Annotated in this window: 14 protein-coding genes and 2 pseudogenes; 9 read left to right on the forward strand and 7 right to left on the reverse strand. The window is 61.8% G+C overall.

What is annotated here, in order from left to right; all coding sequences use genetic code 11:
* A partial coding sequence (locus AC0L3H_RS27820) for a tetratricopeptide repeat protein (RefSeq protein ID WP_473587605.1) occupies window positions 1-792 on the forward strand: 792 nt, incomplete at its 5' end.
* Between the two features lie 263 nt (window positions 793-1,055).
* Here the strand turns inward: AC0L3H_RS27820 and AC0L3H_RS27825 are convergent.
* Both AC0L3H_RS27825 and AC0L3H_RS27830 read right to left on the reverse strand, forming a co-directional pair.
* A complete protein-coding gene (locus AC0L3H_RS27825) occupies window positions 1,056-1,919 on the reverse strand; it encodes an alpha/beta fold hydrolase (protein ID WP_473587606.1) in 864 nt (287 codons plus the stop codon).
* The gene (locus tag AC0L3H_RS27830) at window positions 1,916-2,542 is read right to left on the reverse strand and encodes a glutathione S-transferase N-terminal domain-containing protein (RefSeq protein ID WP_473587607.1); all 627 of its coding nucleotides are present in this window, start codon (window positions 2,540-2,542) and stop codon (window positions 1,916-1,918) included. The genes AC0L3H_RS27825 and AC0L3H_RS27830 overlap by 4 nt, the downstream gene beginning before the upstream one ends.
* Before the next feature lie 251 nt (window positions 2,543-2,793).
* On the opposite strand from AC0L3H_RS27830, the gene AC0L3H_RS27835 reads away from it, so the two are divergent.
* From AC0L3H_RS27835 to AC0L3H_RS27855, 5 genes and pseudogenes are all read left to right on the forward strand, one after another.
* Window positions 2,794-3,894 (forward strand): branched-chain amino acid ABC transporter substrate-binding protein, encoded by a 1,101-nt coding sequence (locus tag AC0L3H_RS27835; protein ID WP_473587608.1) that lies wholly within the window; start codon window positions 2,794-2,796, stop codon window positions 3,892-3,894.
* An 83-nt stretch (window positions 3,895-3,977) separates the two neighbouring features.
* Window positions 3,978-6,387, forward strand: a pseudogene (locus tag AC0L3H_RS27840) (adenylate/guanylate cyclase domain-containing protein).
* A gap of 36 nt (window positions 6,388-6,423) precedes the next feature.
* Window positions 6,424-6,708: pseudogene (locus AC0L3H_RS27845) on the forward strand (aldose epimerase family protein); the annotation flags it as partial.
* Window positions 6,709-6,824: 116 nt separating this feature from the next.
* Window positions 6,825-7,397 (forward strand): histidine phosphatase family protein, encoded by a 573-nt coding sequence (locus tag AC0L3H_RS27850; protein ID WP_473587609.1) that lies wholly within the window; start codon window positions 6,825-6,827, stop codon window positions 7,395-7,397.
* A gap of 109 nt (window positions 7,398-7,506) precedes the next feature.
* Entirely contained in the window at window positions 7,507-8,277 is a 771-nt protein-coding gene (locus tag AC0L3H_RS27855) for an inositol monophosphatase family protein (RefSeq protein WP_473587633.1), read from the forward strand.
* Here the strand turns inward: AC0L3H_RS27855 and AC0L3H_RS27860 are convergent.
* The 5 genes from AC0L3H_RS27860 to AC0L3H_RS27880 all read right to left on the reverse strand — a co-directional run bounded on the left by AC0L3H_RS27860 (window position 8,267) and on the right by AC0L3H_RS27880 (window position 14,849).
* Complete coding sequence (locus tag AC0L3H_RS27860) at window positions 8,267-9,343, reverse strand: ABC transporter ATP-binding protein (RefSeq protein ID WP_023803563.1); 1,077 nt, start codon at window positions 9,341-9,343, stop codon at window positions 8,267-8,269. The two genes, AC0L3H_RS27855 and AC0L3H_RS27860, sit on opposite strands and share 11 nt — an antisense overlap.
* On the reverse strand, window positions 9,343-11,625 hold the full coding sequence (locus AC0L3H_RS27865) for an ABC transporter permease (RefSeq protein WP_473587610.1): 2,283 nt from the start codon (window positions 11,623-11,625) through the stop codon (window positions 9,343-9,345). The genes AC0L3H_RS27860 and AC0L3H_RS27865 overlap by 1 nt, the downstream gene beginning before the upstream one ends.
* 2 nt (window positions 11,626-11,627) lie before the next feature.
* Complete coding sequence (locus tag AC0L3H_RS27870) at window positions 11,628-12,653, reverse strand: ABC transporter substrate-binding protein (protein WP_473587611.1); 1,026 nt, start codon at window positions 12,651-12,653, stop codon at window positions 11,628-11,630.
* A gap of 227 nt (window positions 12,654-12,880) precedes the next feature.
* Window positions 12,881-14,476 carry a winged helix-turn-helix domain-containing tetratricopeptide repeat protein gene (locus AC0L3H_RS27875; RefSeq protein WP_473587612.1) on the reverse strand — a complete coding sequence of 532 codons (1,596 nt, stop codon included), beginning with the start codon at window positions 14,474-14,476 and terminating at the stop codon, window positions 12,881-12,883.
* 163 nt (window positions 14,477-14,639) lie between these two features.
* On the reverse strand, window positions 14,640-14,849 hold the full coding sequence (locus AC0L3H_RS27880) for a hypothetical protein (RefSeq protein ID WP_473587613.1): 210 nt from the start codon (window positions 14,847-14,849) through the stop codon (window positions 14,640-14,642).
* Here AC0L3H_RS27880 and AC0L3H_RS27885 point away from each other — a divergent pair.
* From AC0L3H_RS27885 to AC0L3H_RS27895, 3 genes are all read left to right on the forward strand, one after another.
* Window positions 14,848-15,228 carry a hypothetical protein gene (locus AC0L3H_RS27885; RefSeq protein WP_473587614.1) on the forward strand — a complete coding sequence of 127 codons (381 nt, stop codon included), beginning with the start codon at window positions 14,848-14,850 and terminating at the stop codon, window positions 15,226-15,228. The genes AC0L3H_RS27880 and AC0L3H_RS27885 overlap by 2 nt on opposite strands.
* Window positions 15,229-15,419: 191 nt before the next feature.
* On the forward strand, window positions 15,420-16,127 hold the full coding sequence (nanR, locus tag AC0L3H_RS27890) for a transcriptional regulator NanR (RefSeq protein ID WP_473494547.1): 708 nt from the start codon (window positions 15,420-15,422) through the stop codon (window positions 16,125-16,127).
* The gene (locus AC0L3H_RS27895) at window positions 16,127-16,432 is read left to right on the forward strand and encodes a putative quinol monooxygenase (protein WP_473494548.1); all 306 of its coding nucleotides are present in this window, start codon (window positions 16,127-16,129) and stop codon (window positions 16,430-16,432) included. Before nanR ends, AC0L3H_RS27895 begins: the two co-directional genes overlap by 1 nt.
* Window positions 16,433-16,478 lie beyond the last annotated feature (46 nt).

Here is a 16,478-nt window from a genome sequence, read left to right on the forward strand (position 1 = left end):
GGGCATCTTGGTCGAATCGCAGTCGAGCACGCGCGCCGGAGGCCGCCGGCGAACCTCACAGCCTTCGACCATTTGCTGCGGGGACGTTGGGCTCTGTTTCACTCCACTGATGGTCTGCAAAGTGCCTTGGTTCATCTGGAGAAAGCGATCGAGGCCGATCCGAACTATGCGGCCGCCACCGCCTTTGCCTATGGCATCTATGCGTTGGGCCTTGAACCGGAGATTGCGATCGAACGCGCGTGCCATCATGCGGCGCGCGCAGTGGCGCTCGACGGCGGCGATACCGAAGTCAATGCGGCTGCCGCTTCCGCCTATATCACGAGCGGCATGCATGAGCTTGCCGATCTTCACTCCGCGCGTGCAACGGCGAGCAATCCGAATGATGCATCGGCTCTCTTCAGCCGCGGATTTGTTCTCGCCCATCTGGGTCGACCATCCGAGGCGATCGAAATCTTCTCCCAAATGCAGAGGATCGACCCTTTGGCGCCGGATGATGCCAGATCAGAGGTGCTGTGCGACTGCCACTTCATGTTGGGAGAATACGAGACAGTAATTGGGATCCTCAGGCACAGGCACGATGTGCCGGCCTATATGCACCTGATCGAAGCTGCAGCGTACGCACAGCTGGGTCGCATCGAGGAGTCGAAAGCGGCTGTCGCGGCTTTCCATCGAAGTCCAGCCCCCAAGCCGGACCCAAAGACCATGATTGCTTCGCAGATGCGCATGATCGCTCATCAAGAAGACCGCGAACGCTGGCTTGAGGGCTACCGCAAGGCAGGCCTGCCCGTATGACGCCGTCTCGTAGCCCTGACCCCGACGTGGCCCGACTACCTAGTCTGGGCGTCATCCTGAGCGTGATTGCCTTCCGCTGAAGGCTCCTTCTGGCGCGCATCCGAGTCCTTGCCGAACGCGAAGGATTGTCTCCGGTCCGGACCTTTATGTGCCGATTTCCTTCCCCGATAGCTATCATTGGGCGCAACCAACGATGATGACCCATTGCCGTCTTCCCTGCGTTCGCGTTGGATGTCCGCTTCGCGCCGCATGGCAGAGTCTTGTCAGCGCCGGTCGACGGCTCGCTTCGAACCCGTGTGTTCAGCGATCGCCTCGACGATCCGGTCCCAATCGCCGGGGTTCAGCTCGTGCCCGCCGCCCTTAAGCTTCAAGAGCCGCGCACCCGCTACGGCCTCGGAAAGCGCCATCCCGTGCTCGTCCGGAAAAATTGGATCGGCGGTGCCGTGAATGACGAGCAGCGGTGCCTTGATCTCGTGCAGCCTTCCCTGCCATGCCTTGCCAATCTTGAAGAGGACGCTGTGGTTGGTGGCGCTGAGATAACCGCCGGAGCGGTCGAAATCCCGCTCGATGAAGGCTCTGGTCTCGGCTTTGTCGAATGGGTGTGTCGTTCCCGCGATTAGGCGCGCGTCCTCGAGACAGTAAGCAACCGCTTCCGCCCGGTCCGACCAGTCCACGTCCACAGCCATATGTTCCAACCACGCCTTGTCGCTCTCGGGGAGGCTGGACCGGTCCACCCCGACCGGCGAGGTGCTGATCGCCGTCAGTGAAAGCACCCGCTCTGGATGTTTGAGCGCCGTACCCTGGCCGACCATTCCGCCTTGGGAGAAGCCCGCGACGTGCGCCGCCGTGTTCCTGTAGCCGTCGAGCACGCGAAGGGCGTCTTCGACCGCATCGTCAAAGCCATAGCCCGGCCGACCGGGCGGATATTTGGTCGAAAGACCGGAGTCTCGCTGGTCGTAGCGGATGACGAAGCGGCCCCGTGCGGCGATTCGGCGGCAGAATTCCTCCGGCCACCAGAGCATCGAGGCCATCCCGCCCATGATGAGAAGTATCGGCGGCTGGGCCGGATTGCCGAAGCTCTGCGTTGCGAGCTCGACCCCATCGGCGCGGATCACCAGCTCGTTCATGCCAGTCCTTCGCGGCGCAGAGCCGCTTGTACGGCAGGCCGCTCTTCGATGCGCGCGATGTAATCGCGAAGCGGCTCGGGCAGTTGAAATCCGAGCTCCGCCGCGCCGCGCGCCAGCTGGAAGAGATAGGGATCCGCGACGGTGAAAGTCTTTCCGAACAAATACCCCCGCTCCAGCCGGCCTGCGGCGAAGCGGAACCATCGCAGTATTTCCTGGGCGATCGGCTCCCTGGCGTCTTCAGGAAGCATTAGGTAGGTGGGAAAGCGCTTGTGAATCTCGGTCGCGATGAAGCTCAGCATCTCAAGCAGGCGATAGTGGCCCAGATGACCCTGCGGCGCGAGCTCCGGCGCGCGATCCGCGACCCAAGCCAGGATCGCGACATTCTCGGTCAGCACCTCACCGTCGTCGAACACGAGAGCGGGCACATAGCCCTTCGGATTGATATCGATATAGCGGCCACCCCCTTCGATCTGCTTGGTCTCGATATCGACCTTGACCACGTCGAACTGAATTCCAGCCTCCAGCATCGCGATATGGTCGGCCAGGCTGGTGAACCCGGGTGCAGAATAAAGCTTCATCGATCCAACTCCTTCTGCTGCTGCTTGGTTCACAACCAGTTGCATCCTAGGTCATCTGCTCAACAACGTGCCGACAATTGGATGCTCCCACCTCGGTTTGACCAAGAAACGAGCGGCGGGGAACGCGGTTCCACGATGCCCCTCAGCTGCTCGTTGATTGCTCGCACATGCAGAGGCACAGGACGGGACGCGAGTATCTTACTCGACTCTGGTTGTCGGGGCGCATGCGACGCTCGCGGAAAAGGACTGTCAGCACTGACGGGATTGGCGTAAGCTACTGCCTTTGAGGTGCATCCATGCACCGTATCACCACCGTAGCTATTGTCGCGCTCGCGGCCGCCGCGCTTAGCTGTCCTGCGCGGGCGGAGGTGCTGATCGGGGTCGCAGGCCCGATGACCGGAAAGCTCGAATGGACTGGCACGCAATTGAAGCGCGGCGCAGAGGTGGCTGTGGCCGACATCAATACGGCGGGCGGCGTCCTCGGCGAGCCGGTGCGGCTCATCACGGTCGACGACTTCTGCGATCCCAAGCAAGCGGTGGCTGCTGCCCAAAAGCTGGTGGCTGACGGTGTAGTGTTCGTCGTCGGGCACTACTGCTCTGGAGCCTCGATTCCGGCATCGGAGGTGTACGAGGCGGCGGGAATTCTGCAGATTTCGCCGTCCTCGACCAATCCGATGTTGACCGAACAAGGCCGCGCCAACGTTTTCCGCGTCTGCAGTCGCGACGATGCGCAGGGCTTCGAGGCCGGCAACTACTTGGCCGATCATTGGAGCGACAAGAAGATCGCGATCCTTCACGACAATACGACCTATGGGAAGGGTCTCGCCGATGAGACAAGAAAGCAGTTGAACAAGCGGGGCGTGACCGAATCAATCTATGAAGGCTACACTCCCGGGAAAGACGACTACTCGGCCGAGATCAGCACGTTACAGGGGGCGGATATCGCCGTGCTGTACATGGGCGGGTATCATACCGAGGCTGCGCTTATGGTCCGTGCGGCGCGCGACCGGGGCTACTCGGTTCAGCTGATCTCGGGCGATGATACGGCGACCGAGGCATTCGGGCTGATTGCCGGCTCTGCCGCCGAGGGCACGCTCTTCACCTTTGTCCCCGACCCGCGTCGAAACGCCGAAGCGGCCACAGTCGTCGAACGATTCCGAGCCGAGAACTTCGAACCCGATTCCTGGACGCTGCACAGTTACGGCGCCGCCCAGACCTGGGCGCAGGCGGTCGAGAAGGCAGGCTCACTAGAACTCCAAGCCGTGATTGCATCACTGCGCGGCAATCAATTTGACACTGTGTTGGGCCGTATGGACTTTGATAATAAAGGCGACCTCACTGTTCAGAGTTGGGTATGGTATGTCTGGAAGGGTGGCGAATACGTGCCGTTGGAGTAATGGACCACCGATCCGGCGAATCGCCTTGAGCCAATCTGTGCAGACCCTATCGGCCGCGCCAGCTGAATCAATGCGTCGCCGCGATGCTTAAGCGTCTCGGCATACGCGGCCGTTTGTTGCTCGCTTTTTTCGGTATCAGCACCTTCGCGGTGCTCGCGACAACAGCCGCTCTTTATGCCTTCCTCGAGGTGGGGGAGGTCGTCGACCACATCACCAAGGAGCGTGTGCCGTCGGCGCTCGCGTCCCTCCAGCTGTCGCGCCAGGCCGAGCGGGTCGCCGCCACTGCGCCGGCCGCACTTGCTTCGACCAGCAAGGCTCAGCATAACGAGGTCTCGACTGCGATCGCGGCAGAGATGACGCGCCTCGAGGAACTGCTTGCCGCTCTCAAAGGCGCCAAGCCTAGCACGGCGGTAGTGGCTGAGATCGAGGCTGCGGTGCTTGGTCTGCGGCGCAATCTCAACGCCCTCGACGACCTTGTCGCCGCCCGCCTCACCGTGGTGGCGCGCAAAGAGGAACTGTTACGTCGCCTGTCGGCTACGACAAATGCAAGCCAGCGCCTTGTGGCGCCCGGCATGCTCGTGATGAATTCCAAACTCCAGCAATGGCGGGCGGTCACGGCCGACACGCCGCTCGCGTCCGATCGAGGCGCGGAGGCGACGGCCGACCTGGTCCAGTCGATAGCGGCCTACATCCCGCAGCAGAAGGCGCAGCAGGAGATCTCGGCGGTCAATGACGCGCTGGTCAACACGGCGGACGCGCCGACGCCAGGCGATCTGGCGTTGATCCTGTTTCCGCTGCGCCGGTCACTCGCCGTTCTGGACACGATTTCCAACGAGATCGACGACAGACTGCGAACCCGTTTCCAGCAGCGGGTCAACGAGTTCAAGGCACTGAGCGACGGCGGAAACAGCATCCCGAAGGCGCGGCAGGACGAGTTCGCCGTCCTGGCGCAGGGCGAAGAGCTTCTGGCCGAAAACAATCAGCTGTCGCGCAGTCTTACCGCTGCCGTCGATCGCCTGGTCGCCGCGGCAGACCGCGAGATCACCGCATCTGGTCTCGAAGCCGCGGTCGTCCAGCGCTACGGGACCGGAGTTGTCCTTGGCTCCGCCTTTCTCAGCCTCTTGAGTTCCGTTCTTGTTGTTTGGCTCCATGTCGACCGCAGCCTCCTCGCCCGCCTGGGAGGGGTGAGCCAAAGCAGCAATCGCCGGCGGCAATCTTCGTGCGCCATTGCCTGCCGCGGGCCACGACGAAATCGGCCGCATGGCCGAGGCGCTCAGGCTCTTCCGGGACACTGCAGTCGAGGTCGAGGAAAAGAACCTGCGCGAGGTCGCCGAAGCGCGCCAGCGGCTCATCGATGCCATCGAGAGCATCTCCGAGGGATTCGCTCTCTACGACGGCGAGGACCGGCTCATCCTTAGCAATAGCCGCTACCGCGAACTGCTCTACAGCGACCTTGCGATCGAACTGACGCCCGGTACGACATTCGAGCACATCATCCGCCGATCCGCTGAGCGCGTGGGAGCAGCGGCGAGGCGACGGAAGATGGATCATGATAAGCGAGCGGCGGATCACCGGCGGCGGCACAGTCGCGGTCTACTCGGACATCACTGAGCTGAAGCTACGGGAGGAGAACCTCGCCGAGAAATCCGCGGCTCTCGAGGCGCTTTCCAGCAAGCTGGCGAAGTACCTGGCGCCCCAGGTGTACAACTCGATATTCACCGGCCGTCAGGAGGTCAGGATCGCCAGCCAGCGGAAGAAGCTGACAATATGCTTCTCGGATATCGCCGGCTTTACCGAGACCACCGACAAGATGGAGTCGGAGGACCTCACCCAGATCCTCAATCACTGCTGACGGAAATGTCGAAAATTGCTTCGGATCATGGCGCGACGATCGACAAGTATGTCGGCGACGCGATTCTGATGTTTTTCGGCGATCCGGAAACTCGCGGCGTCAAGGAGGACGCGCTCGCCGGCGTGCAGATGGCTCTCGCCATGCAGAAGCGGATGAGCGAACTTGCCGAAGTCTGGCGCGACATTGGAATTGAAACACCACTGCGCTGCCGCATCGGTATCCACACCGACTACTGCACTGTCGGCAACTTCGGCAGCGAGGACCGGATGGACTACACGATAATCGGCGGCGCCGTGAATCTCGCCTCACGTCTTGAGCAGGAGGCGCAGCCAGGGACCGTGCTCATTTCTTATGAGACGTTTGCGCAAGTGAAGGACACGATTGACTGCGACGAGCTGGGCCGCATCCACGTCAAAGGGATCGCCTATCCGGTCGCCACTTATCGCGTCATCGATTTGAAGGCCAATCTTGTCGCTGCCCGTCGCGCCGTTCGAACCGAACTGCCGCATCTCAGACTGGAAGCTGAGCCCGAGCTGATGTCTGCTGACGAGCGTGACCAAGCCGCAACTGCGCTTCGAGACGTGCTCGATCGACTTTGTCACAAGCCCGGCATCGGCTCTGTGGACAAGTCCCCATTCTGAAACACGCAGGACGGCAAAGCCGTCGATCTCTACACGCTCATCAACGACAGAGGGGCGTCCATCAAGTTCATCGCCTATGGCGGTATAATCACGGCGATCAATGTGCCCGACCGCTGGGGCAAGCTCGACAACGTCGTGCTCGGCTTCAAGGAACTCGCCGACTACGAATCCTTGCCCCCCTATTTCGGCGCCTTGATCGGGCGCTACGCCAATCGCAGACCGGTGCGCGGAATGAACTGCGACGAGTTTGGAGACAATGTAGCGGTTTTGATGGCCGGAGGTCCGCTCATGGCAGCGCGATACAGACGTTCCTGTTTCTGATATCCATTGAGGCTGTGAAAAGTGCCCGTGCAATGATGTGGTTGGTGTGTGTTGATACTTCCTGCGCTTGATCAGCTCTGTTAGGCGTCGGAAGGATTTTATCGGAGCGCAACGGCATGCCGACGGCCTTCTTTATCACTCATCCGGAAGTTTCCGTTGATCCCGCCACGCCAGTTCCAGCTTGGCGGCTTTCGGACCGCGGCGTCACCCGGATGAGGGCTTTCGCGGGCTGTGCGGTGCTGTCCGGCCTGACGTCCATCTGGTCGAGCTCCGAGGCCAAGGCTATTGAAGCGGCTGGCCTGCTGGCGGCGGGATTTGGTTTGCCCGTCCAAGTGGATGAGCACCTTGGCGAGAACGACCGCTCCGCGACCGGTTTCCTTCCACCCGTCGATTTCGAACGAGTTGCTGACGCCTTCTTCGCCAATCCACATGAGAGCGTTCGCGGATGGGAGCGCGCGCTCGATGCCCAGGATCGCGTCGCGCGGGCCGTGTTTCGCATTCTTGCGACCCATCACGACGGCGACATTGCTTTCGTCTCGCATGGCGGCGTTGGCACGCTGCTGCTTTGCAAGCTGCTGAATGCGCCGGTTTCGCGCAGTCGGGATCAACCGTTCCAAGGTCATTTCTTCGCTTTCTGCTTGCCAGGTTGCAAGATCATCCACGAATGGCAGCCTATCGCCGAGCGTTAACCTCAACTTTTCCCTGCAGAATTGGGCCTTGAGTACAAAGAGCCGGGGAACGAATGGAAGCAGAAACAATGACGGAATTGACTGCGTGAATGGTGACGATAACGATCGGATGCTGTTTGCGACTGCGCTGGCGCGGCGCGGCGGCGAACTCGGCCTGCAATATTTCCGACAACTGGAGACACTCACAATCGAGAGCAAGGGTCATCAGGACCTGGTCTCCGAGGCCGACCGGAATGTCGAGACGTTCATCCGCCGGGAGCTTGCGGCGCAATATCCTGAAGACGGTGTTATCGGAGAGGAACACGCCGCACTCGCCGGCGGATCGGGTTACACATGGGTGATAGATCCAATCGACGGCACTGCCAACTTTCTACGCGGCATCCCGGCCTGGACCGTCGTCATCGCCTGCGTCAAGGAGGGTGTGGCGGTCGTGGGCGTTATCCATGAACCCTCTACCGGCGAGACATTTTATGGACGCCGCGGCGGTGGCGCTTTCCTCAACGGCCGGCCCATCAAGACAAGCCCGACGAAGAGCCTGACGCAAGGCTCGGTCGGAACCGGCTTCTCCAATCGTCGTGAAGCGCGCACCGTCGCCAAGCTGATCGATCTCCTGCTTCAGGAGGGCGGCGTGTTTTTCCGCAATGCATCCGGTGCGCTTATGCTTGCCTACGTCGCCTCGGGCAGGCTGCTCGCCTATGTCGAGGAGCATATGAATGCTTGGGACTGCCTCGCCGGCATGCTTCTGGTCGAAGAGGCCGGCGGGTCGGTCGTCACGCCCGACCCGAAAACGGTTCTCGAGGAAGGAACACTGGTCATCGCGGGCGGCAAGGGCGTGTTCGACAAGGTCCACGCGCTCTGCAAAGCGGCGTTCAGTCTGTGATCAGCACGGGTCCGCGTTCGGGAAAGCCGATGCTCACCGGCTGCCCCGCTCGAAACGCGGTATCGACATCCGGCGAGACCACGAAGACTTCGCCGAATTGCGTGGCAATTACGAACTCGAGGTGGCTGCCGACATAGGTCACTTTTTCAAGCGTCCCGGGCAAGGCGCCAGGCGCATTCGGCTCGCCAATCTCGAGGCGGCTCGGTCGCGCCGCCAGCATGGCCGGCCCCAGTTTGCGGCCGCGAGCCGGCAGCTTCAGCACGGCAGGTCCCAGATGCACGGTGGCGCTGTCGCCCTCGACCGACACGACCTCGCATTGGAACATGTTGGCTTCGCCGATGAAGTCGGCCACGAAAGCATTCGCGGGCTGCTCGTAGAGGTCGCGTGGCGTGCCGTCTTGGGCAATCACCGCATTGTTCATGACAATGATGCGATCGGAGACGGCGAGCGCTTCCTCCTGGTCGTGGGTGACATAGACGACCGTCAGGCCGAGTTTCTGCTGAATCTCGCGGATTTCCTCGCGCACGCGCCGGCGGAGCTTCGCATCCAGGTTCGACAAAGGCTCGTCGAAGAGCAGCACCTGCGGCTCCAGGACCAGCGCCCGCGCCACCGCGACACGCTGTTGCTGTCCGCCCGAAAGCTGGCTCGGCAGGCGGTCGCCGAAATTGGAGAGGCCGACCAGTTCAAGCCCGGCTCTGGCCCTCTCGGCCGTCTCCTTCCTGCCGAATCCGGAAAAGCCCAGGCCGTATTCGACGTTCTGGGTCACGGTCATGTGCGGGAAAAGCGCGTAGGATTGAAACACCATGGAGACATCACGATCGGTAGCCGGCAGCCGGGTGACGTCGGCGCCCCCGATCAGGATCTGGCCGCTCGTTACCATTTCCAGTCCGGCTATCATGCGCAAGGTGGTCGTCTTGCCGCAGCCCGACGGTCCAAGCAGGGTGACCAGCTTCCCGGCCTCGATGAACAGCGAGATGTCGTTGACGGCGGGCGCCTTGCTCTTGCCGTAGATCTTGGTGACATTCCTGAATTCGACTGAGGCGGCATTGCCGCGAATTTCGGCCATCATCCGCCTCCCGAGATCGCCGGCTGTGGACGCGCCACGACCGCCTGGCTGACATTGGTGCGCGACTGCGCCAGATCGCCGTCGAGACCGCGCCGGCCGATCATGCGGCTGCCAACGGCAAGCTGCATCAGACCGATCACCGCCAGCATGACGCCGATAAGGACGGCGGAATAAGCGATGGCGACGCCATATTCGTTATTCTCGACGCGGCCGACGATATAGCTGGTCGACATGTCATACTGGGCGCTGACCAAGAAGATGATGGCGCTGATGGCGGTCATGGCGCGAACGAAGGAATAGACCAGCGCGGCAAGGATGGCCGGCCGCAGCAGCGGCAGCACCACTTTGCGGAAGGTCTGCCAGGAGTTGGCTCCCAGAGTGAGGGACGACTCGTCGAGGCTGCGGTCGATCTGCGACATCGACGCGACACCGGCGCGGACCCCAACCGGCATGTTGCGGAAGATGAAGGAGAGCACCAGGATAATGCCCGTGCCGGTGAGCTCGATCGGCGGCACATTGAACGCAATCACGTAGGAGACGCCGATCACGGTGCCGGGAATGGCGAAGGACAGCATCGTCGCGAATTCGAAGGTGTCCTTGCCGGCAAAATTCTGGCGGACCAGCAAATAGGCGGTCAAGAGTCCGATGGCCGCGGTCAGCGGCGCGGAGATGACAGCTATTTCCATGGTCGTCCAGAAAGAACTCCAGGCCGACCCGCGCCAGTGGATGCCGAACTCGTTCCAGCCGATGGAGAACGCCGTCACGTAGTGTTCAAAAGTCAGAGAGAAATCCACCCCCCACAGCTTGACGAAGCTGCCGTAGAAGATCGTCACGTAAATCAGCAAGGTAAACAGCGTCCAGACGGCGGCGACCGCGAAGACGACGTTGCGCAATTTTGCCGGCAGATGAGAGTGAACGCCGGCGTCGCCTTTGCCGGAGACGGTCGTGTAAGACTTCTTCCCAAGCCAGAATCGCTGGGCGTAGAATGCCCCGAGCGTGAAGAACAGGAGCACGAGCGCGAGGATCGCCGCCTGCGCCTGGTCGTATTGCGCGCCGACGATGGCGAAGAAGATCTCGGTGGACAGCACATCGAAATTGCCGCCGAGCACCAGCGGATTGCCGAAATCAGCCATGCTCTCGATAAAGCCGAGCAGAAAGGCATTGGCCAGGCCCGGCCGCATCAACGGCAAGGAGACGGTGATGAATGTCTGCCAGCGATTGGCGCGCAGGGTCTGCGCGGCCTCCTCCATGGATGGGCTCACACCCTCGACCACACCGATCATCACCAGAAAAGCGATCGGCGTGAACGCGAGCACCTGGGCGATGAGCAGGCCAGGCAGGCCGTAGACCCATCGCGTCGGTTGGACGCCGATCAGCTCGGCGAAACCCAGATTGATGGCGCCCGAGAGGCCGAACAGAAGGATGATGGCGAGGCCGATGACGAAGGGTGGTGTGATGATCGGCAGCACGGTCAGCGCGCGCAACAGCGCGCCGTAGCGAAAGCCGGTACGGGTCACCACCAGGGCAAAGACAAGGCCGAGCGCGGTGGTCGTCACGCCGACGAGCACGGCGAGAAGGAGCGAATTCCAGGCGACGCCGCAGCGCGGGCCGCCGGTGAGGCAGCCGAGGCTCCAGAGCCGGTCGCTTGAGAGTTTCGCGAGAAAGACGGGAAGCGAATAGTCGCCCTCTTGCGTGAGCAGCGCGCTCCCCAGCATTTGACCGATCGGCATGAAGATGAAGACGGCGACAACAGCGACAACGAAGCCGATCGAGCCGGCGACGAATTCGTCGCCTGCCACCGCGCCGCGAGCCGCAAGCCCGAGGGTGAACAGGAACAGGAAAGCGCAGCCTACCAGCAGTGCTCCCCAGCCCATGCCAAACTGGCGGTCATCAAGCTCGCCAAACAGCGAGGTCAGCCATTGCCACTGGAAGCCACGCAGGCCAATGCCGAAGCCTTGAAGCAGGAAATAGGCGCCGCCGGTCGCGCCGACGGCGATCAGCAAATAGCCAAAGAAGGGATCGGACTTGCGCTGCCGCCATAGCAGGAGCGGCGCGAGAAGCAGCGGGCCGATAGGGGCGAGCCAGAGTTTGTCGCCTTGCAGCACAAGGAAAAGCGCCGGCGCTACGTCATCGTCAAGCGGATAGCCGTCCAGCAGCCAGGACAGGGTGAAGAGATTGCTGTCCAACCCGTACCAAGGCAGCAGCGCATAGCCGAGCAAGCCGACCGCCGTCCACAGGACGACGGTCGGGTGAAGCGCGCTTGTGGCAGTGCGGACGCGCATGATCACTGCGGCAGGGTCGAGACCTCCGTATCCCACTTCTGCAGCAGGCGCTTGCGCTCGGCGCTCGATCCATACTTCTTGAAATCGTAGTCGATGAGCTTGATGGTCGACAGGTCGGGCGACAATTCGGACGCGGTGGCGTTCTTGTTCGACGGCAACTGGAACGACTTCACGTCCTTGGCCTTCGACTGCATCTCTGCGGTCAGCGCCCAGTCGTAGAACTGCTTCGCCGCTTCCGGGTTGCGGGCGCCCTTGATCAGCGACATCGAGCCGATCTCATAGCCGGTGCCTTCGCAAGGCGCCACCGTGACGATCGGGAAGCCGGCTGCCGTCTGCGTCACCGCATCATGCATGAAAACGATGCCGAGGGTCGTTTCGCCGAGACCCGCGGCCTTGATCGGAGCGGAGCCGGACTTGGTGTACTGGTTGATGTTGGCGTGGAGCGCCTTCAGGTACTCAAAACCCTTGTCCTCGCCCATCAGCTGAACCATCGTCGCGAGCATTGTATAGGCGGTGCCCGATGAGTTCGGGTTGGCCATCTGGATGTGGCCCTTGTATTCCGGCTTGGTCAGGTCGGCCCAGCATTTCGGCTCCGGCAGGTTGCTCTTGGCCAACAGATCCTTGTTGTAGCCGAAGCCGAGCGCACCGGAGTAAACGCCGATCGTCTTGTTGTTGGCGGCTTCCGCCTGCTTGATCGCCCAGTCGTGCAGTTCGCCGCGCATCGGGGACATATACTCCTCGGTCAGTCCTTCCTCGGCGGCCTGAAGATGAGGATCGCCGGTGCCGCCCCACCAAACGTCGCCCTTTGGGTTTCCGGCCTCGGCACGCACCTGGGCATATGTCTCGCCTGAGCTCTTGCGGGTCATGTCGACGGTGATGCCGGTCTTTTCCTCGAAGCTAGTCTTGATTTGCTGGCACCAGGCCTCGTCGGCGGCGCAATAGAGGGTGAGGCTGTCGGCGTAAGCCGAGCTGGCGGCAGAGACGAGCATTGCTGCCGTTGCCGCCAGACGGACACAGGTCTTTTTCATGTGCGAATCTCCTCCCATTGTTTCGCCGTCTAACAAGTATCAAGCCTTGCTGCGGCGGCAACCAGATTGGGAGCTTTTGCGCCAATTTGCAAATCGAGTCGGCGGCGGCTGGAACAGCGGATCACACGTGGCGAAGAAGAAAAACCGATCAGGCAGGTTGGGGCAGTTCCGTTCCCCTCTAACACGACCAGGTCGCCCCGGTCTCGCAGATACGGCCAAAACCGTCACTAATTCAGCGCGGCCCTCACGCGCTCCGCATCGCACTGCTTCATGCGAAACATGCCGGTATTGGTCTTGGCTTGCTCGACCGTCATGCAGACCGGCAGCCCGGCCTTGGCGGCGCTTTCGGCCAGTAGGGTTTCGTCCGAGAAGGCTGGATACGGAAACATGCTCTCCGCCGTCCAGTCGGGCTTCATTCGCAGCACCTTGGCCACGGCCTCGGCTGCTTCCTGGCTTTTTCCGAGTTGCGCGGCGCTCATGGCGACAAACGCGGCCTGGCTGGGAGACTCGCCGAACTGCTTCGCCGTCGTGTACGCTTCATCGAACTGGCGCGCTGCGAAATAGGTTTGCGTGATCGGAAAGTTCCACCAGGAGGGATAGCGCGGGTTGAGCTTCAGCGTCCGTTCCACAAGCTCCAGGGCGCGCTCCGTCTGCCAACCGGCGTAAGTCCAGGCCAGCTGCATCATTGTGTCGGCATTATTAGGACCAAACTGCAGCGCGAGCTTCTGATAGCGTTCAGCCTGTTCGCTGTCGTTCTGGTAGGCGTAGGCCACTGCCATCGTGAAATTTGCGGTGGAGTCGTTCGGGTCGAGGGCGAGCGCTCTTTCTGCATACTTCCGCTGGGCATCGACCCATGCTGGAAAGTCGATGACCGAGCCGATATCCATCTCGATCGCATAGGTGATCCCCATGTCGCGCACCAGCGGCATGAAATCGGGAGCGAGCTTCAGCCCTCTCTCGAAATACGCCCGCGCCTCGAGCTGACTCGCCACGGTCATCCTGTGCTTCGCTTCGATGCCCAGCAGCCAGTAATCATACGCATTGAGGCCAGTTGCATTCTTGCGTCGCGCCAGCGTGCGCTCGGCCTCCGTCACCTGACCTTGCCAGCCGGTAAGCGTGGTCGCAATTTTCTGCGTGATCTCGTCTTGGACTTCGAGCAGCTCCGCTGCGAGGCGATCGTAGCGTTCCGACCAGACATGCGCTCCTGTTTCGGCATCGATCAGCTGTGCCGTCACCCGCATGCGGTGCCCATCTACTTGCAGGCTGCCTTCCAGCACATATTTGACGTCAAGCGCTCTGCCGACCTCGCGCACGTCGTGCGCCTTGCCGCGATAGAATTCGGCGGAGGTCCGGGCTATGACCGATATATCGCGGTAGCGGGCCAGATCGGTGATGATGTCTTCAGTCACGCCGGTGGCGAAACGGTCCCACCTCTCGTCGCCGTTGATGTTTTCGAAGGGCAGCACGGCGATAGCCGGTGCCTCGGCGCCAGATTTCGTTGTCGGAAGGAGATAGGCGGCGGCTGCACCGATCAGGATCATGAGACCGGCGGCGAGGCCCAGCCATGATTTGCTGCGTAGCCAGAGCAACCGAGCGCCGGCAACTTTCCTGCTATCTTCGACCGCCTTTTCCGCCTCCAGCACATAGCCGCGCTTCGGCAGCGTCCGGACGATCTCGTGCCGCTCGTCGCCGAGCGCTTTCCTGATCTCGATGACGCACTGGACAAGGCTGTCATCGGTGACGGCGATGTTTCCCCACACCGCCTGCATCAGTTCATCCTTGGTGACGATTTTTCCTGGCCGAGCGGCCAGCACCTTCAGCACCTCGGTGGGCCTGCGGCCTCAGGGCTATGACATGCCCGCTCTGGTCCGTGATGGAGCCGCGCTGAAGGTCGACCGTACGGCCGTTCAAGCGAATCGGCGTCAGCGCCGATCTGTCCATCGGAACGTTCCCCACGGGGGCGAGGCCGGTTGGGTCTCTTTGTGGTCAATCTACAGCAAAGGCCGCCGTCATTCCAGCAATCGTCGAGGATTTAGTCGGCGATCGGAAGATTTCGTCGGATTTTCGTCGGCCCATCGTGCTGCTCTCGTTACGAATGGCGCCGTCGGGCTCATCCTGCATGGAGTCGAGAAAGAAGCGGAACGCAACGATTGTCTGTGTGCGTCCGCCTCTCCGGCGGATGGAGGAAATGACCATGACCAGACTTTTCGCAGCATTCGCATTCGCCGGCCTCGTCTGGACCGGGACCTCGGCTGCGGCCGAACTGGCGCCAGGCAACGGGCATAGCGTTCATCTCGCCGCCTTCGACGGCGTCGTCTACTATACGGTCGAGCGGGACGGCTACCGGATCGTGACAACTTTGGCATCCGGAGCAGACGCGCTGCCGCTGCGGGTGATCTCCACGCTCGCTCCCGGGCAGCGCACGACTATTTCCGTGCCCCAGTCGGCCGGCCAGCCGTCGATCGATTTCGAGATTCTGCGCGATGGTGATGCGCTCGTTGTCAGCGACGCCATTCCCGCTGCGGTGGTCGATCTCGTGGACGTGGCGCCGACCCCGCCGGCGTTGGGGAAGTGAGTGCTGAAGTAGAGTTCGAGGGGGAGCGCGCGGGTTCGTCGTGTATGCTTCAGTAGCTCTCGGACCGTCCGCTCGCAAGCGGCTTCGCTACCGCGGACCTACACCGCGGTGGGACACGACCGATTTGAGTTGTGTTTGACACGCGGGGACCAAGGCAATAGCGTGCTTGACTGGTATCAAAGGTATGCCAAGTGATTGGTGTTCAGATCAAGCAGCGGAAGCTTTCGGACGAGGTCGCAGAACACCTCGAGCGGATGATCCGCAAGGGAGAACTGGCCGAAGCCGAGCGGCTGCCGTCGGAACGGGAACTCATGCGGCAATTCGGGGTTGGGCGCCCCTCAATCCGTGAGGCGCTGCTGCATTTGAGCAAGATGGGCCTTGTCGAGGTGAGATCCGGCGAGCGTGCCCGCGTCACCCGCCCCACGCCCCAATTCGTACTCGACGCCCTCTCAGGCCCGGCGCGGCACATGATTTCGGCCCCGGGCGGGGTTCAGGACTTCCAGAGCGCACGTTTGTTTTTCGAGGTCGGGCTTGCCCGCAACGCCGCCGTGAATGCCAAGCCAGAGGACATTGAAAGCCTCAAGGCGGCGCTAGAGATGAACCGGCAGTCGATCGGCGACCTCACGCGCTTCGAACGCACTGACGTGGACTTCCATTACGTGCTGGCGGTGATCACCCGCAATCGGATCTTCACAGCTATCCATGCGGCGTTGGCCGAATGGCTGCTTGAACAGCGGCGGACGACTTTGGCCGAAGGTGAAGACCGCAAGGCCTACCAGGCTCATCGCGAAATCTTCGAGGCGATCGCCGCGCGCGATCCGGACGGGTCCGAAGCGGCAATGCGCAGGCATCTGGAATACGTGTCGAGGCGCTATCTGGAAATCGCGAGGCCCATGTGATGACCAGCTTCGTCGTCTGGGTCGATTTTCGCCTCAAGCCGGGCGCCCGAAACAGCTTCCGAAAGCTCGTCGACGCCAATGCGACCGCGTCGGTGCGCAACGAGATCGGCTGCCGCCGCTTTGACGTGACGGAGGCGCGCGGCGAACCGGACCGGGTCGTGCTCTACGAGATTTATGACAGCGAGGCTGCCTTCGACGAACACTGCCGGACGGCTCATTTCGATGACTTCAACACGCACAGCGCTCCGCTCGTCGACACCAAGTCGGTGACCATCTGCGATCTCGTTCTCGAGGCAACGCCTTGAACAAAGCATAGCCGGATTGTGCTCTTTGGGAGAAGGGGAGGAAATG

The sequence above is a fragment of the Mesorhizobium sp. WSM4816 genome (genome assembly GCF_055811535.1).